The organism is Salinimicrobium sp. 3283s (genome assembly GCF_039602225.1).
Lineage (GTDB): Bacteria > Bacteroidota > Bacteroidia > Flavobacteriales > Flavobacteriaceae > Salinimicrobium > Salinimicrobium profundisediminis.
This window is the reverse complement of record NZ_CP143631.1, coordinates 960,457-985,864: the sequence shown is the minus strand read 5'-3', so window position 1 is coordinate 985,864 and position 25,408 is coordinate 960,457. Positions and strand designations below refer to the sequence as shown.

At 41.4% G+C, this 25,408-nt stretch carries 19 protein-coding genes and 2 tRNA genes; 13 read left to right on the top strand and 8 right to left on the bottom strand.

All coding sequences use genetic code 11. From position 1 onward, the window contains the following. Nucleotides 1–58: 58 nt before the first annotated feature. Genes VS868_RS04260 through hemL form a run of 3 tightly spaced genes read left to right on the top strand, consistent with a single transcriptional unit; the run spans nucleotide 59 to nucleotide 3,104 of the window. Entirely contained in the window at nucleotides 59–1,015 is a 957-nt protein-coding gene (locus VS868_RS04260; RefSeq protein WP_345599312.1) for a pyridoxal-phosphate dependent enzyme, read from the top strand. Continuing rightward, nucleotides 996–1,805, top strand: coding sequence for a glucosaminidase domain-containing protein (locus VS868_RS04255; protein ID WP_345599311.1), 810 nt, complete (start codon nucleotides 996–998; stop codon nucleotides 1,803–1,805). The genes VS868_RS04260 and VS868_RS04255 overlap by 20 nt, the downstream gene beginning before the upstream one ends. A 9-nt stretch (nucleotides 1,806–1,814) precedes the next feature. Further along, nucleotides 1,815–3,104, top strand: coding sequence for a glutamate-1-semialdehyde 2,1-aminomutase (gene hemL / locus VS868_RS04250; RefSeq protein ID WP_266070458.1), 1,290 nt, complete (start codon nucleotides 1,815–1,817; stop codon nucleotides 3,102–3,104). 116 nt (nucleotides 3,105–3,220) lie between these two features. Here the strand turns inward: hemL and VS868_RS04245 are convergent, their stop codons facing one another. Further along, nucleotides 3,221–4,738 (bottom strand): GH3 auxin-responsive promoter family protein, encoded by a 1,518-nt coding sequence (locus VS868_RS04245; protein ID WP_345599310.1) that lies wholly within the window; start codon nucleotides 4,736–4,738, stop codon nucleotides 3,221–3,223. Between the two features lie 107 nt (nucleotides 4,739–4,845). Between VS868_RS04245 and VS868_RS04240 the strand changes: the two genes are divergently transcribed. Further along, nucleotides 4,846–5,640 (top strand): DUF2797 domain-containing protein, encoded by a 795-nt coding sequence (locus tag VS868_RS04240; protein WP_345599309.1) that lies wholly within the window; start codon nucleotides 4,846–4,848, stop codon nucleotides 5,638–5,640. A gap of 130 nt (nucleotides 5,641–5,770) precedes the next feature. Here VS868_RS04240 and VS868_RS04235 read toward each other — a convergent pair whose 3' ends face one another. Continuing rightward, nucleotides 5,771–8,428 carry an AsmA-like C-terminal region-containing protein gene (locus tag VS868_RS04235; RefSeq protein WP_345599308.1) on the bottom strand — a complete coding sequence of 886 codons (2,658 nt, stop codon included), beginning with the start codon at nucleotides 8,426–8,428 and terminating at the stop codon, nucleotides 5,771–5,773. A 173-nt stretch (nucleotides 8,429–8,601) separates the two neighbouring features. Here VS868_RS04235 and folK point away from each other — a divergent pair, with 173 nt between their 5' ends. Next, nucleotides 8,602–9,723 carry a 2-amino-4-hydroxy-6-hydroxymethyldihydropteridine diphosphokinase gene (gene folK, locus VS868_RS04230; RefSeq protein WP_266070462.1) on the top strand — a complete coding sequence of 374 codons (1,122 nt, stop codon included), beginning with the start codon at nucleotides 8,602–8,604 and terminating at the stop codon, nucleotides 9,721–9,723. Nucleotides 9,724–10,227: 504 nt separating this feature from the next. Here folK and VS868_RS04225 read toward each other — a convergent pair. Then, nucleotides 10,228–10,770, bottom strand: coding sequence for an RNA methyltransferase (locus VS868_RS04225; protein WP_266070463.1), 543 nt, complete (start codon nucleotides 10,768–10,770; stop codon nucleotides 10,228–10,230). A 183-nt stretch (nucleotides 10,771–10,953) separates the two neighbouring features. Between VS868_RS04225 and mutS the strand changes: the two genes are divergently transcribed. The 4 genes from mutS (at nucleotide 10,954) to VS868_RS04205 (ending at nucleotide 15,594) form a co-directional block, all read left to right on the top strand. After that, nucleotides 10,954–13,575, top strand: coding sequence for a DNA mismatch repair protein MutS (gene mutS, locus VS868_RS04220; RefSeq protein WP_345599307.1), 2,622 nt, complete (start codon nucleotides 10,954–10,956; stop codon nucleotides 13,573–13,575). Between the two features lie 106 nt (nucleotides 13,576–13,681). Beyond that, nucleotides 13,682–13,754: transfer RNA gene (locus VS868_RS04215), tRNA-Gly, on the top strand. Between the two features lie 308 nt (nucleotides 13,755–14,062). Next, nucleotides 14,063–14,148, top strand: a tRNA-Leu gene (locus tag VS868_RS04210). A gap of 222 nt (nucleotides 14,149–14,370) precedes the next feature. After that, nucleotides 14,371–15,594: a hypothetical protein gene (locus tag VS868_RS04205; protein ID WP_345599306.1), complete on the top strand. Its 1,224-nt coding sequence runs from the start codon at nucleotides 14,371–14,373 to the stop codon at nucleotides 15,592–15,594. 226 nt (nucleotides 15,595–15,820) lie between these two features. On the opposite strand, the gene VS868_RS04200 is transcribed toward VS868_RS04205, so the two are convergent. Then, on the bottom strand, nucleotides 15,821–17,047 hold the full coding sequence (locus tag VS868_RS04200) for a multidrug effflux MFS transporter (RefSeq protein WP_345599305.1): 1,227 nt from the start codon (nucleotides 17,045–17,047) through the stop codon (nucleotides 15,821–15,823). A 193-nt stretch (nucleotides 17,048–17,240) separates the two neighbouring features. On the opposite strand from VS868_RS04200, the gene VS868_RS04195 reads away from it, so the two are divergent. Then, a complete protein-coding gene (locus VS868_RS04195) occupies nucleotides 17,241–17,906 on the top strand; it encodes a class I SAM-dependent methyltransferase (RefSeq protein WP_345599304.1) in 666 nt (221 codons plus the stop codon). Nucleotides 17,907–17,971: 65 nt separating this feature from the next. Here VS868_RS04195 and VS868_RS04190 read toward each other — a convergent pair whose 3' ends face one another. Then, a complete protein-coding gene (locus tag VS868_RS04190) occupies nucleotides 17,972–18,307 on the bottom strand; it encodes a metalloregulator ArsR/SmtB family transcription factor (RefSeq protein ID WP_345599303.1) in 336 nt (111 codons plus the stop codon). Between the two features lie 310 nt (nucleotides 18,308–18,617). Here VS868_RS04190 and VS868_RS04185 point away from each other — a divergent pair, with 310 nt between their 5' ends. Both VS868_RS04185 and VS868_RS04180 read left to right on the top strand, forming a co-directional pair. Then, the gene (locus VS868_RS04185; RefSeq protein ID WP_345599302.1) at nucleotides 18,618–21,254 is read left to right on the top strand and encodes a PAS domain S-box protein; all 2,637 of its coding nucleotides are present in this window, start codon (nucleotides 18,618–18,620) and stop codon (nucleotides 21,252–21,254) included. Continuing rightward, the gene (locus VS868_RS04180) at nucleotides 21,247–21,624 is read left to right on the top strand and encodes a response regulator transcription factor (RefSeq protein ID WP_345599301.1); all 378 of its coding nucleotides are present in this window, start codon (nucleotides 21,247–21,249) and stop codon (nucleotides 21,622–21,624) included. Before VS868_RS04185 ends, VS868_RS04180 begins: the two co-directional genes overlap by 8 nt. Nucleotides 21,625–22,074: 450 nt before the next feature. On the opposite strand, the gene VS868_RS04175 is transcribed toward VS868_RS04180, so the two are convergent. From VS868_RS04175 to VS868_RS04165, 3 genes are all read right to left on the bottom strand, one after another. After that, a complete protein-coding gene (locus VS868_RS04175) occupies nucleotides 22,075–22,329 on the bottom strand; it encodes a hypothetical protein (protein WP_266070471.1) in 255 nt (84 codons plus the stop codon). A 186-nt stretch (nucleotides 22,330–22,515) separates the two neighbouring features. Beyond that, nucleotides 22,516–22,755, bottom strand: a complete 240-nt coding sequence (locus VS868_RS04170; RefSeq protein ID WP_266070472.1) for a hypothetical protein — start codon at nucleotides 22,753–22,755, stop codon at nucleotides 22,516–22,518. A 96-nt stretch (nucleotides 22,756–22,851) separates the two neighbouring features. Continuing rightward, nucleotides 22,852–24,096: a glycosyltransferase N-terminal domain-containing protein gene (locus VS868_RS04165; RefSeq protein ID WP_345599300.1), complete on the bottom strand. Its 1,245-nt coding sequence runs from the start codon at nucleotides 24,094–24,096 to the stop codon at nucleotides 22,852–22,854. 84 nt (nucleotides 24,097–24,180) lie between these two features. Here VS868_RS04165 and VS868_RS04160 point away from each other — a divergent pair, with 84 nt between their 5' ends. After that, nucleotides 24,181–25,314 (top strand): DegT/DnrJ/EryC1/StrS family aminotransferase, encoded by a 1,134-nt coding sequence (locus VS868_RS04160; RefSeq protein WP_266070474.1) that lies wholly within the window; start codon nucleotides 24,181–24,183, stop codon nucleotides 25,312–25,314. Nucleotides 25,315–25,408 lie beyond the last annotated feature (94 nt).

Here is a 25,408-nt window from a genome sequence, read left to right as displayed (position 1 = left end):
AATTAGTTCTTAATATTTGCAGCCTCGTGGTTAGTCCGCAATAGTTTATATTCTGAAAATGCCTCAACCCACAAACCTTTTTACCAGTTTTACAAAAGTGCCCAATCAGTTTATTGCTGAAGTGAATGGTGTTTCAATTCACCTGAAGCGGGAAGACCTTTTGCATCCTGAAGTGTCGGGCAACAAATTCCGGAAGCTGAAGTATAACATCGCTGAAGCTACCTCTCAAAAAAGGCAAATTTTGCTCACCTTTGGCGGGGCTTATTCCAATCATATTGCGGCCACTGCAGCTGCCGGTAAGATCTCGGGTTTTAAAACTATTGGCGTCATAAGAGGTGAGGAGCTGGCAGAAGATCTTGAGAAGACGCTTCAGGAGAACCCGACCTTAAAGTTTGCCCATGGCTGCGGAATGGAATTCCATTTTATAAGCCGAAGCCATTATAGGGAGAAAACTTCCGAAGTATTTATTGAAGACCTGCGGAAGCAATTCGGAGATTTTTACCTGGTGCCCGAAGGCGGTACTAATGAATTTGCTGTACAGGGCTGTGAGGAAATTTTGCTTCCGGGAGATGCCGAATTTGATGTGATTTGTTGCGCGGTGGGCACAGGGGGAACCATCAGCGGACTCATAAATGTTTCTGAAGAGCATCAGCAGGTATTCGGATTTCCTGCGTTGAAAGGGGATTTTTTGAAGCCGGAGATTGCCCGCTTCAGCAAAAATAATAACTGGGACCTTATAACAAATTACCATTTTGGAGGTTATGCTAAGGTGGATGAAAAGCTTATAAACTTTATCAATGACTTCCGAAGTCGTTATGATATTCAGTTAGATCCCGTGTACACAGGGAAACTCCTGTACGGCATTTTTGATCTCGCCCGCACCGGATATTTTTTGGAAAATACTCGTATTTTAGCCATTCATACGGGAGGCCTCCAGGGCATTGCCGGAATGAACAAGGTGTTAAAGATGAAAAATCTACCTACAATTTTGACTTATGATGAAAGCAGCATTTAAATTTCTAACACTTTTTCTCCTCGTTTTTACGGTTTCCTGTGGGACAGGTAAAAAAGTCTCAAAGCGATCTTCTAAGAAGGAAGTTCCTGCTGTTGTAGATAGAAATGCTCCCCGGGAAGAGAAGACCCAGGTACCATCTACGCCACGTACCTACAGCGACAAGATTGAGGCTTATATTCACGAATATGCTCCTATTGCCCAGGAAGAAATGCAGCTTTATAAAATTCCGGCCAGTATAACTCTGGCGCAGGGAATCCTTGAAAGTGGGGCGGGAGAAGGACAATTGACCCGCAGAGCAAACAATCACTTCGGAATTAAATGTCATGGCTGGAGCGGCCAAAAAGTATATCACGATGATGATGAAAGGCAGGAATGTTTTAGGAAATACAAGGATCCTAAATATTCTTACAGGGATCACTCGCTCTTTTTGGCTGAAAGAAAACGCTACGCAGCTTTATTTGATCTCGATATCCAGGATTATAAAGGATGGGCCAGGGGCTTAAGAGCTGCCGGATATGCTACCGACCGGAAGTACCCCGATAAACTCATTAGCCTTATAGAAAGATATCAATTATATCTTTATGATGGCGATGCCCCTGCACGCGAGATAGCCTATTCAGCGTCGCAAAGTGCCGGGAATTCTTCAACGAGAGAATATACCGTGCAGCAGGGAGATACTTTGTACTCCATCGCGAAAAGGCATAATTTAACGGTAGAGCAGTTACAAAAAATGAACAACCTTAGAGGTACTAACATTGGCATTGGCCAAACACTTTACGTGCCTCAATAAATCAAAATTATGATCTATAAAAGAAGCAGTGAATTGTTTGCTGCAGCTAAAAAAGTAATTCCCGGCGGGGTAAATTCTCCTGTACGGGCTTTTTCCGCAGTTGGAGGAGAACCTATTTTTATAAAAGAAGCTAAAGGAGCTTACCTGTACGATGAAGATGGGAATAAATATATTGATTACATCAATTCATGGGGGCCGCTCATTCTTGGCCATGCTTATGAACCGGTAGTGGATGCAGTGGTTGAAAAGGCCAAAAAAGGAACTTCTTTTGGAACTCCCACACAGCTGGAAACCACTATTGCCGAACTTGCAGTTTCTATGGTGCCGAATATCGATAAGATTCGCATGGTGAATTCGGGTACCGAGGCCACTATGAGTGCCGTGAGGCTTGCACGGGGCTTTAAAGGCCGTGATAAGATCATCAAATTTGCCGGTTGTTATCACGGGCACAGTGATTCATTTCTTATTCAGGCTGGCAGTGGGGCAGTGACTTTTGGAACGCCAAATAGTCCCGGCGTCACGAATGGTACGGCAAAAGATACTTTGTTGGCAACTTACAATGATCTTGAGAATGTAAAGGAGGTACTTGAAGCGAACAAGGGCGAGGTGGCCTGTATCATTTTAGAACCTGTGGCAGGAAACATGGGATGTATCCCTCCAAAAAAGGGATTTTTGGAAGGTCTTCGCCAGCTGTGTGACCAGCATGATGTCTTGCTGATCTTTGATGAGGTAATGACCGGCTTCAGGCTTGCTAAAGGCGGGGCACAGGAAGTATATGGCGTGAATGCCGATATTGTGTGCTTCGGAAAAGTGATTGGTGGCGGACTCCCTGTAGGAGCCTTCGCCGCACGCAATGAAATTATGGATTACCTGGCCCCAACAGGACCTGTGTACCAGGCTGGAACTTTAAGCGGGAATCCGCTGGCAATGGCAGCAGGATTGGCCATGCTCCAGGAACTAAATAAAGATGCTGAAATTTATAACAGGCTTGAAGAGAAAACAGCTTACCTGCATAAGGGACTTGTAAATGTGCTTAACCGAAATAAGGTTGCTCATTCGATTAACCGTCAGGGTTCAATGATCTCGGTGCATTTTGGAGAAGAACCGGTAACAAATTTTGCATCTGCAGCACGATCTGCGGGTAATGGGAAATTCAAGAAATTTTTCCATGGGCTGCTGGAACACGGCGTCTACATTGCACCCAGTGCTTTTGAAACCTGGTTTATTACAGATGCGCTCTCTTATGAAGATCTTGATGCGACTATTGAGGCCGTGCATCAGGTGTCTAAGGAGTTGTAAGGCTAGAATATATATGAAGCTAAACCTCACAGGTTTCAAAAACCTGTGAGGTTTTCTTGTTTGAAACAGGAGCTCGTAGCTTAAAACACTCACTACTCAATTCTAACTACTCAAATCTATTTCCCATTCATCTCCAGCAGTTCTTCCAAATAAACACGTTGGTTGGAAAGTCGTGGGATCTTATGCTGGCCTCCCAGTTTATTCTTTTTCTTGAGCCAGTCGTAGAATAACTTTTCTCTGGCTACATGCACCCTTGGGGCGTTCAGGGTCATGTTGTTGAAGCGTTTGGCCTCATAATCGCTGTTAATGTTTTGCAGGTGATTGTCAAGACATTCAACAAAGAAGCTAAAATCCTGCGGCGGTGTCTTAAATTCGATCATCCATTCATGCGCGCCTTTTTCCTTGTTGTGCATAAAGATTGGGGCAGCCGTATAATCTACAATCTCACAATCGGTTTGCTGGGAAGCTCTTTTTAAAGCTTCTTCGGCGTTTTCAATGATGAGTTCCTCACCAAAAACGTTGATGTGGTGTTTTGTTCTGCCCGTAATTTTTATGCGGTAAGGATCCAGCGAAGTAAACCGCACGGTATCCCCAATTTTATAGCGCCATAATCCGGCGTTGGTGGTAATGAGCACCGCATAATTTTTTCCCAGCTCAACTTCAGAAAGAGGTATTACTTTTTCTTCGGAAGTGCTGAAGCTTTCCATAGGAATGAATTCATAAAACACTCCGTAGTCGAGCATTAGTAGCAATTCTTTAGATTCATTGGTATCCTGAATGGCGAAGAATCCTTCCGAAGCATTATAGATCTCAAAATACCTGAAGCTGTTTGAAGGCAGTATCTTTTGATATTGATCTACATAGGGTGCAAAGTTTACGCCGCCGTGAAAATACACTTCCAGGTTGGGCCATATCTCAAAAAGATTGTTCCTGCCCGAAGCTTCAAGGGCATTGTTGAGCAATACCAGCATCCATGACGGCACTCCGGCAAGGCTGGTAACATTTTCGTTGATGGTTTCGTTTACTATAGCCGGCATTTTCACTTCCCAATCGCTCATAAGCGAGATTTCATTGCTCGGGGTGCTGCTGTATTCTGCCCAAAAAGGCATATTGTCTATAAGAATAGCCGAAAGATCGCCAAACTGAGTGCCGTTTTGCCTGTACAATTCTTTGCTGCCACCCAGCCTTAAGCTCTTACCACTAAATAACTGCGAGTTGGGGTTATTGTTGAGGTACATGCACAACATATCCTTGCCCGCGGCATAGTGACAGTTCTCCAGCGATTCATCACTAACCGGGATAAATTTGCTCTTGGCGTTAGTGGTACCGCTGGATTTTGCAAACCATTTGATGGGCGTAGGCCAGAATATATTGTTCTCACCCCGGCGGCTACGTTCTATTTGAGGTTCAAAATCCTCGTACTGTTGTAGCGGTACCCGTTCTGCAAATTCCCGATAGGTTTTTATAGAGGTAAAATCGTATTGTAGGCCTACTTCGGTATTTTTTGCTTTCTGAAGGAGTTTTTTCAAAAGTTCCAGCTGAACGTCATGCGGGTATTTAATGAACAATTCCATTTGATGGATACGCTTCTTGAGAAACCAGGAAGCTACAGAATGTACTAACGGAATTGGCATTTTTTCTTTTTATCTTTGACCCCTTCAAACCGGGATGTAATCGGTTAAAATTAAAACTATTCTTACAGCTGGCAAAAAATTAAGCGGCGATAAAAATACTCTTTTCTATGACTTATGAAGGCGTGCTCAGAAAAATGAAAACTGAATTGGCAGAAACAGTGCAGTATTATCTCATTTTTGAGCAGGATTTCCTCAATGTGAACCAGGTGCTTGATAAACGCCTTGCTATCAATTTCCTCAATTATGAGTGTACGGGTTGTGGTAAGAAAAAGAAGGTCTTTGCTAATGGCGTTTGCTACAATTGCTTTATGGAACGGCCCGAAATGGGGGAGTGGGTAATACGCCCCGAACTGAGTAAAGCGCATCTTGACCAGGAGCATCGTGATCTTGAGTTCGAAAAAAGGGTACAGCTACAGCCGCATGTGGTCTACCTGGCCAATTCAAGTAACGTAAAAGTCGGAGTGACCCGAAAAAGCGAGATCCCAACCCGCTGGATCGATCAGGGTGCACACGAAGCCATAGAAGTAGTGGAAGTTCCCAATCGCTACCTTGCCGGGATCACAGAAGTTGCCCTAAAAGAACATCTTTCAGATAAAACCAACTGGCGCAGTATGCTCACAAATGACCTGAAAGATCTCGATCTGGCAGCGATTCGGGATGATATGAAACAGTATTTGCCGGCCGAGGTGCAGGACTATTATCTTCCAAATTCCACCGAACTTGAAATAAAGTTTCCGGTCCTTAATTATCCGGCAAAATGCAAATCCTTAAACCTCGCAAAAACGCCATTTTACGAGGGTGTTCTAAAAGGGATCAAGGGGCAGTATCTCATATTTGAAGACGGCGTTGTCTTCAATGTAAGAAAGCACGAAGGCTTCAACGTTAATCTTTCCCTGCAATAAGTGGTCAGTTAACAGTGATCAGTGGTCGGTGATTAGAAAAATTTGCTCATGCCTTCCGGAGAGTTTCAGAACCTGTACTCTCCGGTTTTACAGCATAAGTAAAATTATTTGCGACAACTACCCTAAATCATTACTCATTTTGAGTCGTATCTTTTTTCTTTCTGGAACCTCCCAGAATTCCACCCAGAATGTCTCTTGCAGTTTCTTTCACAGCGTCGCTGGTGTTCTTGCGAACAATAGAATCTTTTTGCGCGGGTGTCCGTGTGGTTGTGGTATCTGCGGTGTCCTTGTTTTTTCCGCCGCTAATAATGTCGCTCAAAACATCCCGTCCTTTTTCTTTTAGCGTCTCTTTTTGATTATCAATAATTTGTTGGGTAAGGCTACTCACCGCCTGCTGCATATTGAGGTTGATGTTAGGGTTGCTAAAGCTACCTGAAATATTTATAGGCAAGCCAACAGTCATATTTTCCTGCTCCTGTGCGCTTAGGCGAGAGAGGGTAGTGCCTATCTGGCTTCCCAAATATTTTGCAGGTATCTCCAGGGCCACCTTGTAATTCATGTCCATATCAAACCCGTGGGTACCCGAGGCCCTCGCTTTAATTCCCTTAATATTAAAATCGAACGGCTGCACCTCTACCTGCCCGTCATTAAAGGTAAGCCTGGTCTCCAGGTCTTTTAAATTTAGATTGTTAAGATCAATAAAGTTGAGGTTTTGATCCAGCTTTGTAAGCAGCGGAGTTTGTGCAGGGTTTACCTTTGCTCCCAGTATTTTTGCAAGCGCATTTCCGGTTAGCGTTTGTAGCTGCGGGGTGAGGTCATCGTTCAGGTTCCCTCTCAGGTCAATGTTGGTGGTAAGTTCACCCTGTAACGCCTGTGCAATTGGGGCGAGGTTTCTTAATAACTCCATATCCTTAAACGCCTGGACAATATCAATAGATTGTAAACCGAGTTGCATCGAGAAATTCGGAATTGCATCTCGTGTTGAAACAAGTCCGTTTAACAAGATCTTTCCGGCAAAGATACTTGAGGAAACATTAGACAAAGTAGCCGTTTCGTCTACTATTCTTAAACTTCCGCTGGTGTTTTCAAGCACCAGATTATCATAACGGACTTTCTTTGCCGAAAAGTCTATGTTGGCATCCAAAAATGACGGAATTTTAATGGCTTCATCTCCCGGTACTTCAGCTGTGGTAGCGGGTGTAGCTTCAGCTTCTTCGGTTGCAGTTTCTTTAACCATAAAATCATTGACCGAAAATGTATTGGAAGTTGCGGTAAAGTTTCCTTTAAGCTTTTGGTCTGTGAACAAAAATCCCATGAAGTTTTGTATGGTACCGTTAACGGCAAGGTCGGTTTTTCCCGTGGTCAATACGGTATTGTCAAGGCTCACTGTTGTGGGATTGAATTTTAGATTGGCAGTAGAGAGTTTTATCTCATTGGGAATTTCGGGAGAAGTGTAACTAAAATCCCTGATCACTGCAGTACCGCTGCTCTTCACATTTTGATACTGTTCCTTCTCTAAAGAATTCATGTCAAAACTGGTGGTGAGATCTGCCGTGACAATTCCGTTGAGGTCCTGCTCCAGGTCAAGCGGGTAGGCCCGGGTGATGTTTTCAAGGTTGATGGTGCCCTGCAAAGCCAGGTTCACGAGTATATTTTCGGTAAGGTTTTTAATGCTTCCGCTGGCTTTAAAAGCGTCCTCATCTATCCTGAAGTTAAGCTTGTCGATATTTACATAAGTATCTTCAACCAGCCCTGTATCATTTTTAAGCACAGCTGCTATGTCTATATCTTTTACAGCCTTCGGAAGGTCTGGATATTTAAAAGCAGCATTATTTGAAACAATGTTGATCTCCATTTTAGGAATGTAAGTCTCATCTACAATTCCGCGGATGAAGCCATCTACCACAAAATCTCCTGTGGTTTCCACGTTCTCAATATTCTTTGCGTACTCCTCAGGCATTACAGCCAGGAAATTTTTAAAGGAGGAAGTAGGGGTTTTAAAGCTGATATCTACTTCATTATTATCTTCATTGACCTGCACGTAACCGTCAAAAGTGAGCGGCAACTGATTGATAAGGGCCTCATTTTCGAGAAAGGTGTATTTCTGTTTTTCAAGATCCATCTCAAAATCGGCTTCGAGTAGTAGTTTGTTGCGGTCAAGATAATTAACACTGTCCATTTCAAAGCTCACAAGGGCAGTAGAGTAGGTGCTGAGCGTTGAGGTGCTGGCCGAAAAATCGCCTGTTCCGCGGTGATTCAAATCTTCCACGAGAAATGCCATTTTTGACCCCTTATCTACGTATTTCACTCGTGAATTGTTGATCTCATAGTGGTCTACATCAAAGCTAAAGCCGCCGCCCTGCGAAGTTTTGGTAGAAATCGTGTCCTGTATGGCAATGTCATAATTGCTGTTTCCCAGGGTATCTATTGCGATGTTAAGAAAGGTGTTGTCAATTTTTAAAGCATCTACTTTTTTGGGTTCATCTCCACCTTTAAAAAGTTCTGCAAGTGACATTTGAAGGGTCACCTCCTCGCTTAAAGCCAGCGTGTCACCCTCAAAAGGAGCATTGTTGATGATCTTTAGATTTTGAATGGCAAGCGTAGCATCGGGAAAATTCCTGAAGATGCTAAGGTCAATATCTTCAAAAGTGACTGTGGCGTTAACGTTTTTGTTGATGGTTTCCTGCACCAGGTCCTTCAGTTGCTTTTCGAATAAAAAGGGCGTTAAGAACAAAATAAGTAGTATTACTCCTAAAACAATTCCCAGTATTTTTAAAAACTTTTTCATTTTTTACCTTTTTTAAGTTCCATTTTCCTCAAAGTCTGCTTTTAACTGCAAGTAGCAGGAAGCGTTAATTTTGTTGAAACTCTTTAAAACAAAGTTAAGGGTATGTGCATTTGTTTTGTTTAATTTGCTGTGAAATACTTGATCCCGTCTTACTAAAATTTTCTTAAGATCTCTTGAACCCTTTAAAAACCGTATTTATAGCTTTAGGAAGCAATGAAGGTGCCAGACTTGTTTTTTTACAACGCGCTATTGAAGAAATTCAGCAAAAAACAGGAGATGTAAGGGCAGTTTCGGGGGTTTATGAAACCCCTGCGATGGGATTTGAAGGCAGTTTTTTCCTCAATGCCTGTATTTTGGTAGAAACCAGGTTTAAGCCACATAAAATCTTAAAGCAACTGCTCGCGATAGAGAAAAAGCTGGGCCGCGAGAGAAAAATTGGTAGTGGATATCAAAACCGGCCTATAGATCTTGATATTTTACTTTTTGAAGATGAAATAATCACTTCGGAAGATCTTACAGTGCCACATCCCGAAATGCATCACCGCAATTTTGTACTGGCGCCGCTTGCCGATATTGCTTCGGAAATAAAACATCCCGTAAAAAAGCTATCTGTAAATGCCCTTTTTGACACCTTAGAAAAATCAGGTTTAAAACGTATTTCTGAAGAACTTCAGCTTCCGAAGAAATTTTCCTTTTCCAACTTCAATTACATCGCGGTTGAAGGAAATATTGGTGCCGGGAAGACCAGCTTTGCGACCATGGTGTCGCAGGATTTCAATGCCAAACTCATTTTGGAGCGGTTTAAGGATAACCCTTTCCTTCCGAAGTTTTATGAAGATAAATCGCGATATGCTTTTCCGCTGGAAATGTCTTTTTTGGCCGACAGGTATCAGCAGCTTTCAGATGATCTTGCGCAATACGACCTCTTTAAAGATTTCGTGGTTTCAGATTATGATGTTTTCAAATCTCTCATTTTTGCCAAGATCACGCTGCACGAAGATGAATACTCACTTTACCAGAAGCTGTTCAACCTCATGTATAAGGAGCTGGTAAAGCCCGATCTTTATGTGTATTTCTATCAAAATACCGAAAGATTACTGGCAAACATCAAAAAGCGTGGCAGGGAATACGAGCAGAATATTGAAGCCGATTACCTGGCAAACATCAACCGCAGCTACCTCTCCTTTATCAAGTCGCAACCCGGACTAAACGTCAAGATCATCGATATATCTGAACTTGATTTTGTGCAAAAGAGGGAAGATTATTTGCTCCTTCTCAAGGATATCACTGGCTAAACTGGTTCAATGTTTAAGGTTCAGGGAGATTTTATGAGTTCACGCAGAGACCGCTAAGGAGGCGCAAAGCTCGCAAAAGAAATCTCCTATTTTTTTTCTTCGTACTTCTAACTTCTTCAGGTTTCCCGCTGATTCCGCAGATCTTCGCAGAAATTCTCTTTTGCAGTTTTGAATTCCGTAGGATCGATTTAAACGTAAGCTTTATTTTTAAAAATTGATAAAAAGGATTAAAAATTCGAGGTTGAACCTGACCTCTACACGCTAGTTCGATAATGTGTTCAACGGCCTAAGAACATTTGACGTAAAATTTGAAGTGCAGCTGCCGTAAAATTTTAGGCTGCCTGCCGGTAGGCAGGTTTGAGCGTGAAGATTGTTTCTTTTTTGCACCTTAATTCCCGCGAGTTCCTAAAATTTAGGAAGCAAATGAAAAATTTAGGCAAAGGTTCTTAAGCCTAGATTTTTTGGTTCTTTTTCATCAATGGGAAAAGAACAGGGTAAAATTATTTAGGAAGAATATTTCATTTTCGAAAAAATATCCCATAGCACCACTCCGGCGCTTACGGCAATATTTAAAGAATGCTTGCTGCCCAGTTGCGGAATTTCCAGGACGCCGTTGCTGGCCGATACTACTTTTTGCTGTACGCCTTTTACTTCGTTACCAAAGACGAGGGCGTATTTTTGCCCTTTTTGAGGAGTAAAGGCATCGAGGAATTCGGCGCCTTCGGCTTGTTCTACCGAGTATACTTTTACTTCTTGCTGCTGCAGTTCTTTTACCAGTTCCAGAACATCTTCGCGATGCTCCCAGGCAACAGTTTCGGTAGCCCCAAGGGCTGTTTTATGAATATCTTTATGTGGCGGAGTGGCTGTGATTCCGCAGAGATAGATTCTTTCGATTAAAAAAGCATCGGCAGTACGAAAAACGGAACCTATATTGTTCAGGCTCCTCACGTTGTCTAAAATGACAATTACCGGGGTCTTTCTGGCCGACTTGAATTCTTCAGTAGATTTTCTATCGAGTTCGCTGTTCTTCAGCTTTCGGTTTTCCATGTGCCAAAAATAGAGAATTCAGCAGTACTTTCAGAAAATAGCAGGGCGATGAATTTCACTTCAGCATAAATTAAGAGCTTTGGTTGACAGCTTGTGGATAAAAGTTTGAAAATGAGAAAAGGGAAGATTATCTTTAAAGGGAGAGAATGCATATTTTAGCCCTCAGCAAAAAAATTGAGCCCAGTGTCAGGAAAATCAGAGAAGAAAGTCACGCCGTTAATGCAGCAGTACAACAAGATCAAGAAGAAATATCCTGATGCCATGTTGCTGTTTAGGGTGGGCGATTTTTACGAGACTTTTGGAGAAGATGCTGTGAAAGCTTCGCGTATTCTCAATATTGTGCTTACCAATCGCAATAATGGGAGTGAGCGCAGTGAACTGGCCGGTTTTCCGCATCATTCCCTTAATACTTACCTGCCAAAGCTGGTAAAAGCGGGGGAGCGGGTGGCCATTTGCGACCAGCTTGAAGATCCTAAACTTACCAAAACGATCGTAAAGCGTGGGGTGACCGAACTGGTAACGCCCGGCGTGGCTATGAATGATGAGGTGCTGCAAAGCAAGACCAATAATTTTTTATGTGCGGTTCACTTCGGAAAAAAGTCGCTGGGAATATCATTCCTGGATGTTTCTACCGGAGAATTTTTGGTTGCAGAAGGTACGGCAGATTATATTGACAAGCTACTTCAAAATTTTAGTCCCAGTGAAGTGCTGGTGCCAAAGCAGAAGAAAAAGGAATTTTACAGCAGTTTTGGGCAGGATCATCATGTATTCTTTCTTGAAGACTGGGTGTTTAAGCACGATTACGCTTATGAAAACCTCAATACCCACTTTAGCACAAAATCTTTGAAGGGATTTGGAGTGGAGCACCTGCTGGAGGGAATTGTCGCGGCAGGGGCAGTACTTTATTATCTGGGTGAGACCCAGCACCATCGCCTGCAGCACATTACCGGGATTACGCGCATTGCCGAAGAGGAATATGTATGGATGGACAGGTTTACCATTCGAAATCTTGAACTATACACTTCGAACGCCCAAAATGCGGTTACGCTGCTAGATGTTATTGATCACACTATTTCGCCTATGGGCGGGAGAATGTTGAAGCGCTGGCTGGCGTTACCTCTTAAGAATTCTGAAAAAATTAAAAGACGGCACCGGGTGGTGGCCCACCTGGTAGAGAAGACCGAAATTCTCGAAAAAACGAGAAACCATATCAAGAAGATCAGTGACCTGGAGCGGCTTATTTCTAAAGTAGCCACGGGTAAGGTTTGTCCGCGGGAGGTAATTCAGTTAAAGAATTCCCTGGAGGCTGTGATCCCTGTGAAAGCCCTGGCAACAGAGTCGGGGGAAGAGGCGCTAAAAGTGCTGGGGGAGAATTTGCAGAGCTGTGATTTGCTTCGGAATAAAATAAAAGAGACGCTCTACGAGGATGCGCCGGTGAATATTCATAAGGGGAATACTGTTGCCGAAGGATTTTCAGGCGAGCTGGATGAACTTCGGGAAATAGCATTTTCGGGCCGCGATTATTTAGATAAGCTGCTGGAGCGGGAGAGTGCCGCCACCGGGATCACGTCGCTCAAGATTGGGAGCAACAATGTCTTTGGCTATTATATTGAGGTGCGTAATGCCCATAAAAATAAGGTGCCCGAGAACTGGGTGCGAAAACAAACCCTTGTAAACGCCGAACGTTATATTACCCAGGAGCTAAAAGAATATGAAGCGAAAATCCTGGGGGCTGAAGAGAAAATACTGCACCTGGAGCAGGAGATTTTTACAAAGTTGGTCACGTGGATTGGAGATTATATTCAGCCGGTACAGCAGAACGCTACTATAATAGGTCAGCTGGACTGTTTGTGTTCTTTTGCACAGCACGCGATCCTCGCAAACTACAGCAAACCCGAAATTGATCACTCTTTTGAACTGGAGATCACTAATGGAAGGCACCCGGTAATAGAGAAGCAGTTGCCGCTTTCGGAAGCTTATATTGCCAATGATGTCTACCTGGACAGGGAGAATCAGCAAATCATCATGATCACCGGGCCAAATATGAGTGGTAAGTCGGCCATTCTACGGCAAACAGCACTTATCGTACTCATGGCACAAATGGGCAGTTTTGTGCCTGCCGAGACGGCAAGAATTGGTCTTATTGATAAGATCTTTACCAGGGTGGGTGCCAGTGACAACATTTCTATGGGAGAATCTACTTTTATGGTAGAAATGAATGAAACGGCGAGTATCCTGAATAACCTTTCAGATAGGAGCCTCATTTTGCTCGACGAGATTGGCCGGGGTACAAGTACCTACGACGGAATTTCCATCGCCTGGGCGATCACCGAATATTTGCATGAACATCCTGCCAAAGCAAAAACGCTCTTTGCTACCCATTATCACGAGCTGAATGATATGGGAGAAACCTTTAACCGTATTAAGAATTTCAATGTTTCAGTAAAAGAGTTGAAAGACAATGTGCTGTTCTTAAGGAAGCTGGTGCCGGGAGGTAGTGAGCACAGTTTCGGAATTCATGTGGCCCGAATGGCCGGGATGCCGCAACAGGTGTTGAGAAGAGCCAATAAGATCTTGAAAAAGCTGGAAGACTCCCACGGGATGAAAGAAAAATCGGGAGCCTTAAAGAAATCGGCAGAAGAAGATATGCAGCTTAGTTTCTTTAATCTTGATGATCCTATTCTTGAAGAGCTCAGGGAAGAGATTCATCATCTTGATATTAATACACTTACGCCTGTAGAGGCTTTGATGAAGCTCAATGAGATCAAGCGGATGCTTACCAGCAGACAGAAGGCGGGGGTTTAAGGCTAGAAAAAACCCTGTTGTTTTTTCAAAAAAATCTTTGCCAGTTTCAGAAATGTATTAAATTTGCACCGCAATACTCTCTAATAGGAGAGAAGTTCTTTAAAACGCGAAAATAGCTCAGTTGGTAGAGCGCCACCTTGCCAAGGTGGAGGTCGCGGGTTCGAATCCCGTTTTTCGCTCTGCATGGAGAGACCCGGGTTGCCCGGGTTTGTTTTTTAAACACGTTGGACTTAAGATCCAATGAGCTCCATATAAAGTTCCACGCTCGGATGGTGGTCCCGATAGCTATCGGGAAGTAGACACGTTGGACTCTCTTTATTTGGGATTTTAAGTGTTGTATCTGAGTAGTTCTTATATTATTGAAATGATTTCCACGCTCGGATGGTGGTCCCGATAGCTATCGGGAGGTAGACACGTTGGACTCTCTTTATTTGGGATTTTGAGTGTTGGATCTGAGTAGTTCTTATATTATTGAAATGATTTCCACGCTCGGATGGTGGAATTGGTAGACACGTTGGACTTAAAATCCAATGAACAGCAATGTTCGTGCGGGTTCAAGTCCCGCTCCGAGTACAGAAACCCTCTTTATCTTATTGATTTAGAGGGTTTTTTGTTTTTAATGAATTTATTTTGTACGCTGGTTTGTACGTAAGGAAGAGGTTTGATCTTTTTAAGATTTAATAAAATACTATTTTCGGCAGCAAAGGTTATTCAGGACTATTGGGTAAATGTTTATATTCACAAAATATTTCTCAATCCAATGCCTTTTTTTATTGAACCACTACTTATCTATCTATGCTCACTTATATAAATGACAATTCCTCAACTGAAGACATCATGTGCAATAAATGCCATGAAATAAATTCTTTTACACATAACCATTGCTTCAACTGCGGTAAAGAGTTACATGAAAAAGAACCAGAAGAAAAATCAGGGGTTTTAAACTTCATAAGGACAATTTCGGGAAATATAAAAGATTCTGCAATCCGAAATTTATACTTAATACTGCTTTTTCTCAGTGGATCATACTTTTTTATTTATTTGATTTTACGGTATGCTATTGGAATAGGTGGATTAGAAAGTGATTTTTTCGACATTATTAATGATTTGGCATTGTTAGTTTTTTCAGCGGGAATTTTCACCTCATCATTAAAATATTTGCAGTACTTGAAGGTTTTTGAAAAAGAGTTTCAGAGGATATTATTGTCTGATAAATATAATGATCGAATAAAAAAGAATATTGAATCTATTACTCTTTCAGAAGAGTTTTTCATGAAACAAAATAATATTGAGTCCATTTGGCAAACGGTCACTTTGAGTAAGTATAAAAAAGAGTTTCCTGAAATTTATCACGATATAAAAAATAAGCTGAAAAATGACCTTTTTGACAAAAGTAATATTGAGTACTACTATAAAAATGTCCATAAAACTTACACAGTTACCTTAGAAGAAGATAATAAGGTTAAAATTATTGAAGAAACTACTTATACCATTGTAAGAAAATCCAAGGATCGATTTCAGTGGGATTGTAGTTTAAAGATATATAAAGAAGACAGTCACGATAAAGAATATCCCAAAATTGATTTTAAAGTAGTTAACGATGAAGATATTAGATTTAATAAAAAGAATGATATTACAGAGTACTTTGATGGTGATTTTTTTATAAGAAAATTAGATAGACAATTAAGTGGTAGTAAGGAATATACCATTACTAGAACTGTGACTCTAAAACAGGATTTAGACCGAGATAGAGAATATTCTTTTGGCTCGAGTAGAATAATTGATGATTTAACTGTAAGTTTGCGGTATTCTAACGACTTAAAAATTATCTTTAGTGAAATTAGGGGAGTTAGATTTCACAAAGAAAAAAGTGTAGATTTAGGTAATTTTACAGAAGATTTGTATATTAATAGAGGAATACTTTTACCTGGAGAAAAGTTTAAGCTTTTCTTCATTAAATGTGAAAACAAAAATTATACTTTAGCAGAACATAATTTAGAATATACCGAATCAAAATAAACCTTAAAACCGTAACTATGAAAGACGCAGGACAATTAATTAAAATGGGAGGGACCTGGGAAGGTTAATCTAGAATTTTATTCGAAAGTATTTAAAGCGCCTTTTTGGCGCTTTTTTTTGTTTTATACATTTCAGAAGTTTAGGATGAAAGTAAACAGAGGAATTTAAGTCTACCCTAAATGTAACTTCTCCAGATTCTACATTTCATAAAAAGCTATTTCCCTCCTTACCTGGTGATCAACACCATTGATCTTTTCTCTTTGGCCTGAAACCGGAAGAGCAGGAGAGAACTAAGGCTGAGACAAACCATAATTGTAAGTGCCAGCGGGAGCATGCTAATGCCGGTGAACTTACTAATGATAAAAGAAGCCACAGCACCCAAAATCATTTTTAGGCTGCCTACCAAAGCTGATGCCCTTCCTGCTTTCTTTTCAAACGGGTACAGGGATAGGGCTGTAGTATTCGGGTTTTGAAAGCCCAGCAAAAACAGGATCAGGAATAACAACAGGATTGTTGTATAGAAATTTCCGCCAAAAAAGCTGTTTAGCACGAAGAGCATAGAAAGGCCTACCAGGATTACGCTTATCACCATAGTCACTCTAAAGGTGGTATAGCGTTTTAGTACCAGGCGGTTTAACTGGCTTCCGGCAATTAATCCGGCGGCATTGAGCCCAAATAACCAGCCAAAATGTGTTTCACTCATATTAAACCTGTCCATAAACAAAACCGGGGCGTTTGAAATGTAGGCGAACATCGCACCTATGGTCAAACTCCCGGCCAGGGAAAAAGTCAGGAAAATTTTGTTTCTAAAGATTCCCCAGTACTTAGAAGTCATGTTTTTCAATTCCAGCTTGACCGACTCATCGGGAGCTACACTTTCAGGAAGAAATTTGAGGACACTAAAAAACATTAGTCCGGCTAAAACTGCCAGCACGAGGAAAATACTATGCCAGGAAAAGTAAGCGATTACCATACCTCCCACTGTAGGAGCAATAATTGGCGCACCTCCCATGATCAACATGAGGAAGGAAATAGCCCTGGCCACTTCTTCAGAAGGAAAGATATCCCGCACTACCGCTTTAGAAGCCACCATTCCTGCAGATGCTCCTACCGCAAGGAAGAAACGGGAAATGATGAGCCACGTAAGGTTTGGTGAATAAAAGCAGCTCATTGCTGCAATTGCATAGATCACCAGCCCAATGAGCAGGGGGCGCTTGCGGCCATACCTGTCCATAATAGGTCCATAAGCTAACTGCCCCAGGGCAATTCCTATAAAATAGCTGGTAAGTGAAAAGCCTACCTGGGCTTTGGTAATACTGAATTCTTCTGCGATACTCTCAAAGCCGGGAAGGTACATGTCTATGGAAAATGGCCCGAGGGCGATTAAAGTTCCCAGTACCAGGAGTATTATCTTTTCCCGCTTTTTGTCTCTTACACCATAATCTTCTTGCATCGTGCAAATTTCTGCTACAGCTGGCTTAAAACCAATTAGAATTGGAAACTTAACAAATAATTATCCTAAAAGGTTATAGCGTTGAGAATGTGTATTGAATTGTGGTTTCCAATCTTTAGTGCTTCCGGGTTTTATATTTTTGTCTTAGTTTGATTACTCGCGCTTCTAAAGAAAAAACCTTTTTCAGCTGATAATGTCCAAAAATAGTAAAACGAAGAAGCCTTGGCCTACCAAAGATGCCATGGTACAGATCTATGAAAACAACTTGTGGGGTGGTAATAAATCTGAATTCTACTCGGGTTCAGGCTCTCACCAACCCGAGACAGTGAATCCATATTTAGCTGTGGTATCTCCTTTTTTATCAAAATTTGAAACTCCTCCGATAGTCTGTGACCTTGGTTGTGGGGATTTTAATGTGGGTAAAGACCTGGTGAAATATTCGGGGAAGTACATTGCAGTAGATATAGTGCCAGAGCTTATAGCGCATAACAGGAAAAAGTTTAAAGCAGAAAATTTAGAATTCTGTACGCGGGATCTTGCAAAAGATGAATTGCCTTCGGGAGAAGTTGCGATTTTAAGACAGGTCCTGCAACATTTATCAAATGAGGAAATAAAAAGCCTGGTACAAAAATTATACGATTTTAAATATGTCATTCTCACCGAACATCTCCCGGAAGGAGATTTTGAACCTAATAAGAACATTATCTCCGGGCAGGGTACCCGATTAAAAAAACAAAGTGGCGTGGTCCTTTCCGTATCCCCGTTTAATTTTCAGGCCAGGGAAGAAAAACAATTGTTGTCTGTTCAATCTCCCGGATTTAAAGGAGTTTTAGTAACTACTTTGTATAAGCTTAAGTAAAGCCGGGGGAGATTTTAATCAGAAACTGCCACTAATCTCGTAAACAGTTGTTCCTGTCAGCTAGTTTAGCAACAGTCATTTGTAGAAGGATCCTCAAACTTATTGAAAAGGCCGTTAAACTTCTCCTGAATTTCCTTCCATCGCTGCGGGTTGATGCAATAGCACACCTTCGTGCCTGCAATAGTCCCCTGTATGATGCCAACATCTTTTAATTCGCGTAAGTGCTGACTTATAGTGGCCTGCGCCAGGCCCAGTTCATTTACCAGGTCTCCGTTAAAGCAGGTGTTTGACTTTAGCAGGAATTCAATAATGGCGATCCGTGCAGGATGAGCCAGTGCCTTGGCGGCCAGTGCCACCTCGTTTTGAGCTTCTGTGAAGAGGTCGCTTTTCGTTACTCCCATTTTTTAAATTTTACATTGAGCATAGGGACATCAAAATCATATTTAAGTGCACCTGGAGCCTCAATAATTTTCCGGCTTTTTTTTAAATGATGCCGGGCAGCCAATTTACCTAATCTATTGTAATATTACGATATAAATTATGTTTGCAAATAAAAATATCAGGGAAGTTTCTTTACTTAAGGAGAAGTCTTTAGGGAAATTCTATAAATGTTTCTGTGCTTTAGCTCTAATTTAAAATTTTGAGATTTCTTTTGTAAAATAGCATCCCGAAAAGTTTATTTTAGCTTTTTTCCTAACAAATATCTTTTTTATGAAGAGTAGCCAGGTTCCTTTTAAGGAAGATCCTGAACAGATAGAATTTGCTAAAAATATCCTCATTTCCCTGCGCGATCCTGTCGTGGTGATCAATGAAGAGGGAATGATACTGGCTGCAACTCGCAAAATGTACGAGATTTTTGAAACGCCTCCTGCTACTCTTCAAGGAATGAACCTTCTGTCTTTACTTGAAGATAAGAAGGAGAGTTCGCGAATTCCTGAACTTCTGGAGACCTTAAGAACTTCAGAAGAGGCGGTTAAAGATTTCCCGGTTCTGTTATCTTCAGCCAATCTTAAAAGGCATCGTTTTTCAATTAATGCTAATCGGCTGCCCCTTTATAATCAAAAAACTTATTTTCTTCTGTGTTTTACCGAAGTGCATGTTCTTCCCGATGGGAATATTGACTACCGTAAATTGTTGCATGAAGTACTTTCTGAAGCACCTGCTTTAATTTGTACTTTGAGAGGGAAAGACCATATTTTTGAACTCGCTAATCACAAATACCAGGACCTTTTAGAATTTCGTGAAATTATAGGGAAATCTGTCAAAGAAGTTCTTCCTGAAGTAGAGAATCAGGGCTTTATAAAAATGCTTGATGGGGTATACAATACCGGCAAACCCTTTATTGGTAAAGAAATAAGCCTTGATCTTAAGGGAGAGAATGGGGGAAAAACTGTGATGCTCGATTTTGTGTATCAGCCCATAAAAGATGCAGCCGGAAATGTGGAGGGAATTTTTGTTCATGCCGTAGACGTCACCGAAAAAGTGCTTAACCGTCAAAGCCTGGAGAACAGTGAAAAAGAACTGCGAAATGTCATTGATACTGTACCCGTAATTATTTGGATTACCAATCCATTGGGAGAAGGAAATTATCTCAATAAAGAATGGTATCAATATACCGGGCAAACCAGGAAAGAGTCGTTGGGTGCCGGGTGGGTGGAGGCATTACACCCTGAAGATCGCGATAAGATCTATCAAAATTTCATGGAAGCTCACCGGGAACGAAAAGAATATCACGCAAAATTCAGGCTTCGGAATAAGAATGGTTCCTACAGGTGGGTGGTAGATCGTGGCCGACCCAAATGGACTTCTGAAGGAGAATTTGAAGGCCTCATAGGTACGGTGACCGATGTGCACGACGACTATCTCAAAGAACAGGTGATCAAAGAGAATGAGCACCGCATTCGCTCTATAGTAGAACAGGCAACTGTAGCCACGGCTGTCTATACGGGGAGGGAAATGACCATAGAGCTTGCTAACGATGCTATGATCGATCTTTGGGGGAAAACACGCGAGGTAGTAGGCAAATCGCTGCGGGAGGCGCTTCCCGAACTTGAAGGGCAGCCTTTTCACGACCTGCTGGACAAAGTTTTTACTACAGGGGAGACTTACTGGGGTAAAGAAGACAGGGTAGACCTTATGCGAAATGGCAGCTTGGAAACCGGGTACTATAATTTCACTTATAAGCCTCTGCGGAATGAGGAAGGTGAGATTATAGGCATACTCAATATGGGGCTTAATGTCACCGAAATGGTTGAGTCAAAAACACTTCTGAAGGAGAGGGAACGCCATTTTAAACTGATGGCCGATCTTATGCCGGGGAAGGTTATTAATACAGATGCCAGTGGTAAACCTATCTTCTTCAATCAAAATTGGTATGACTTTGTAGGTCTTGATTTTGAACAATTAAAAGAGTATAGCTGGGAGAACTTCATTCACCCTTCCGAAGAGAACGAGGTAAGAAAAAAATGGAGCCATTCCCTTAAAACCGGGAAAACCTTTGAAATGCAGTTAAGGCTTAGGGATAAAGATGGAAATTACTTGTGGCACCTAAGCCGGAATGAAGCAGTTAAAGGGGAGAACGGAGAAATTACCATGTGGATTGGTATAAGCACCGAAATACAAAGGCTTAAGGAAGAAGAAAAAAGAAAAGAAGATTTTCTCAAGATGGTGAGCCATGAACTAAAAACTCCCGTAACTTCTATTAAGGGCTACGTGCAGCTCTTACTAAACCTGCTTGAAAAGTATAAACTGGAGATCCCCGGTAATGTTCCGCTTAAGCCGTCCCTGGAGCGCATAGATAACCAGATTGTGCGGCTCACAAGGCTCATTGCCGAAATTCTTGATCTATCAAGGCTCGAAGAAAACAAGCTGGAGCTAAAAGAAGAGGAATTTGATCTCAACGAGATGGTAGAGCAAACCATTCAGGATATAAAGCTTACCAACACACAGCACCAAATGGAGATTTTCCACTCCCATAGGGCCCATGTATTTGCCGATAAAGACAGGATAGGGCAGGTGCTTATTAATTTTATCACCAATGCTATCAAATATTCGCCCGACAGCCAGTACATTCAAATTCACGTTATAAAAGTAGGTTCAGATAAGGTGGCGGTGAGTGTAAGGGATAAAGGAATAGGCATTGATGCAAAATTCCACAAGAATATCTTTAAAAGGTTCTATAGAATAGGAATAGAAAGTAAAGAGACCTACTCAGGCTTTGGAATAGGTTTGTATCTTGCCAATGAAATTATTGAGCGCCACAACGGCTATATAGAAGTAAAAAGTAAAATAGGGGAAGGTTCAGACTTTAGTTTTGTGCTTTTTGAAAATAAACAGGAAAATGAATAAAAAGAAGATACTGGTTGTCGATGATGACTCCGGAATAGGGGAAATGCTCAAGACGCTTCTCGAGTTTTACGATTTTGACGTGATCGTTACGGCAAGACCAGAAGAGACTGAAAGGCTTATTCTTGAAGAAAACATCGATTTGGTGATGCTGGACATGCTCATATCTGGTATAAATGGTACCGATGTTTGTGCCCGTCTGCGAAATAACCCCGAATTAAAAGATACTCCGGTGCTCATGATGTCTGCCCTGCATGATGCCGGTGCAAAATGTAAAGAAGCGGGGGCAAATGATTTTATAGCCAAACCTTTCGAAATGGATGACCTTGTGGAAAAGATACAATTAATCCTGGGGCAAAAAATGGCAAAGTAAGGAGGTGATTTTCTGCGGAAAACCTAACGGAACGAATAATCTAATTTCGATTCTGGCTGAAGTAGTCTGCTTCAATATTTAGGCGTAAAAAGGTGCTGATTATATGCCTTTTCCTTATGAGCAGGCCCAAAAATGCCATTTTTCAGATGCAATTTCCATGCATCTGAGAAATTCGGATAAACAGGATCATACAGCTGCTGCTTTTTAGGGACTTTCAGTGTAAAAAGTGTGTTTTTTGTCTCATTTTTCGCTTCGGAAGCTCTTTTTTTAATGCTTCAGCGATAAATAGATCTTCAGAAATAAATAGTAGGAAAGGGGATGTATTTCATCTGATTTTAAATGCCTTATTTTTATTTAATGGAGAAAGCCTTCCTCAAAAATGCCATTTTTGACACTTTATATTCTTTGCTTTATATAAAAAAAGCTGCTCAGGGGCAGCTTTTTAGGTAGTTATTCGGATCGTTCTACTGCTCCCGGTTCTTCCTGCTGAATGTGATCATCGGTTTCGTGAATCTCTTCATCGATCTCCTTTTTTACCTTTTCAGCACCTTTTTCTACTTCTTCGGCAGCACGCCTGGTTCCGTCTTCAATATCTTCACCAATGGCCTCTACAGCATCTTTGGTTTTGTCTTGTGTAGATTCCCTGCAGGAGTAGGTCGTTAAGATTATCCCTGCCACTGCAAAGCTTAGAATTATTTTTTTCATACTCACTTATTCAAATTAAAAGAGGCTGTCTAAAAAGCTAGAGTAAGGTCTTCCTGATTTTACTTCAGAATCTAATAAAATCTCATTCAAGATTTCAACAGAACCTGAAAATATGCTCAGGTTGACACAAACACGGCTTTTTAGGCAGCCCCTTAAAGTTTTAGAGAAAATCTCTAAAGAAAAAGTCTACTGAATATCGTCAGTTTCGTTAATTTCTTCTTCAATTTCCTGCTCAGTCTGTTCTCCAGCCTGCTCTATTTCATCTCCTGCTTCTTCAAGACCAGACTCGATGTCTTCTCCTGTTTCTTCAAGATCAGTTTCTACTTCTTCCAAGTTATTTTCTACATTTTCTTCTGTAGTCTCTCTACAAGAGTAGATAGAAAGCGTAAATGCAGCTACAAGCAATCCTAAAAATAATTTTTTCATGTTAGTATGTTTAATTAGTTGGAACAAATTTAAACTATTTTTTATATATGCAAAACACACTTTCAATAAACTCCCGCTCATGGTGTTAAAGCGAGGTTATTTTTCTTTATTTTTTAAGAAATAATTATAAATTTTATTTGTGGCACCTTTGTTTTTTTCAATAAAAGCAACTGAATTTTCGCCGGATTTCTCCCTGAAGTCCCTGTCATTAATGAGCTTATCAAGAATTTCATTCGCTTCGGCGCTGTTTTTTACTGAGAAGAGTCCCCCGGCTTCTTTAAGCTTTCCGGCTTCAGGAAATTTTTCAAAGTTTTGCCCAATGATCACCGGAACACCAAAAGCTGCGGGTTCGAGTATATTATGCAAACCGGTGTTGCCGGCCGCACCTCCTACATAGGCAATGTGGGCATAACTGTAGATCTTCGTCAACAGGCCAACAGTATCAATGATCAATACATTGGCATCTTTTAAAGTTTTGCCTTCTTTTTCTGAAAACAGTATGGTGTCTGCCTCCAATTTTGACTGTAAACTCTTTATTTTTTCTGGTTTTATGGCGTGCGGGGCAATAATAACCTTCACCTTCTGATGTTCCTTATTTACAAAATCTATAATCAGGTCTTCGTCTTCGGGCCATGTACTTCCCGCGACTATGCAGAGGTGATCGTCTACAAACTCTTCCACAAAATCCAGGTGATTGTCCTGCTGTAGTTGGGCGTACACTCTGTCAAAACGGGTGTCGCCGCTCACGCTGCAGTTCTCAAAGCCTATTTGCTGTAAGAGCTGTTTTGATCTTTCATTTTGAACAAAAAAGAATTCAAAAGCTTTAAGGTACTTCCGCATCCATTTTCCGTAGGGCTTAAAAAACACCTGATTTTCCCTGAAAGCACCTGAAATTAATACACTTCTTAGATTTCGTTTTTTTAGCTCTTTTAAGAAGTTGGGCCAGAATTCATATTTGATGAACAGCGCCCAGTCGGGATGAACAATATTCAGGAATTTTTCAGCATTTGCAGGGGTGTCAAGCGGGAGGTAGGTTACCACATGGGCCAGCGAATTTTTCTTCTTTACTTCAAAACCTGAAGGGGAGAAGAAGCTTAAAACGATCTTATGAGTCGGGAATAATTCTTTTAATTTGATAATAACCGGTACTGCCTGTTCATATTCTCCCAGAGAAGCGGCGTGAATCCATATAGTTTTATCGGTGGGGGCAATTTGAGCAACCAGACTCTCAAAAAGGCCTTTTCTGCCCTGGCTAAACTTCCCAAGCTTTTCATTGTACCTGCCGGCCAGGGGAAGTAAGAAATCTGTAGCTTTAATTGCTATGTTATAGAGATAGTGCAAATGGGGTATTTTGAGTGCTAAATTAAGAAATTACCATTGGGAATACTGGCATTCTTCGTATTTTCGTAAGCCTAACTTTTTAAGATGAAAAAATTACAAATGGTTGACCTTAAGGGTCAATACGAGAAAATAAAAGACACAGTTACTCAGTCAATGTTAGAAGTTATTGATACCACTGCATTTATCAATGGCCCCGAAGTTCATGCTTTTCAGAAAGAACTGGAAGAGTACCTGGATGTGAAACATGTGATTCCCTGTGCCAATGGTACAGATGCTTTGCAAATTGCCATGATGGGCCTTGGTTTAAAACCAGGTGATGAGGTGATTACTGCCGACTTTACTTTTGCGGCAACGGTAGAGGTCATTGCCTTGCTACAGCTTACGCCTGTACTTGTAGATGTGGAGCCAGATACCTTCAATATAAATCCCGAAGCCATCAAAAAAGCTATCACACCAAATACCAAAGCCATAGTGCCGGTGCACCTTTTTGGGCAGGCAGCAAATATGGATGAAATTATGGAAATTGCACAGGAACACGATCTTTACGTGATTGAAGACAATGCCCAGGCTATAGGTGCAAATTATCACTTTAAAGACGGTGCAACAAAAAAGGCTGGTGCAATAGGTCATGTGGCATCCACGTCTTTTTTCCCTTCTAAGAATTTAGGATGTTACGGTGACGGAGGTGCTATTTTTACAAATGATGATAAGCTGGCCCACACTATTAGAGGGATTGTGAATCACGGGATGTATGAACGTTACCATCACGATGTAGTAGGGGTGAACTCCAGGCTTGACAGTTTACAGGCTGCAGTATTGCGGGTGAAACTTCCTCAACTAGATCAATATAACAAGGCACGGCAGGAGGCTGCGCAAAAATATACCGCGGCTTTACAAAATGTAGAAGGGGTGACAGTCCCTTACACCGAAGGTGCTGCTGATACACATGTTTACCACCAGTACACCATAAAGATTGCGGACGGAAAAAGAGATGCTTTGGCTAAACACCTTTCAGAAAAGGGTATTCCCTTCGGGATTTATTATCCTATCCCACTCCACAGCCAAAAGGCGTATAAAGATGACCGGTACAGGGAAGAAGATTTCACGGTGACCAATCAACTGGTAGAAGAGGTGATCTCACTGCCCATGCATACCGAATTGGATGATGAGCAAATTTCTTTTATTACAGAAACTATTGCTGATTTTCTAAAGAAGTAGTTCTTTTTGATATCCAGCCTTAGGGCAACAAAAAACCCGGAGCTAAAAACTCCGGGTTTTTTGTATCTATCTATAATATAAATTAGAAGTTTCT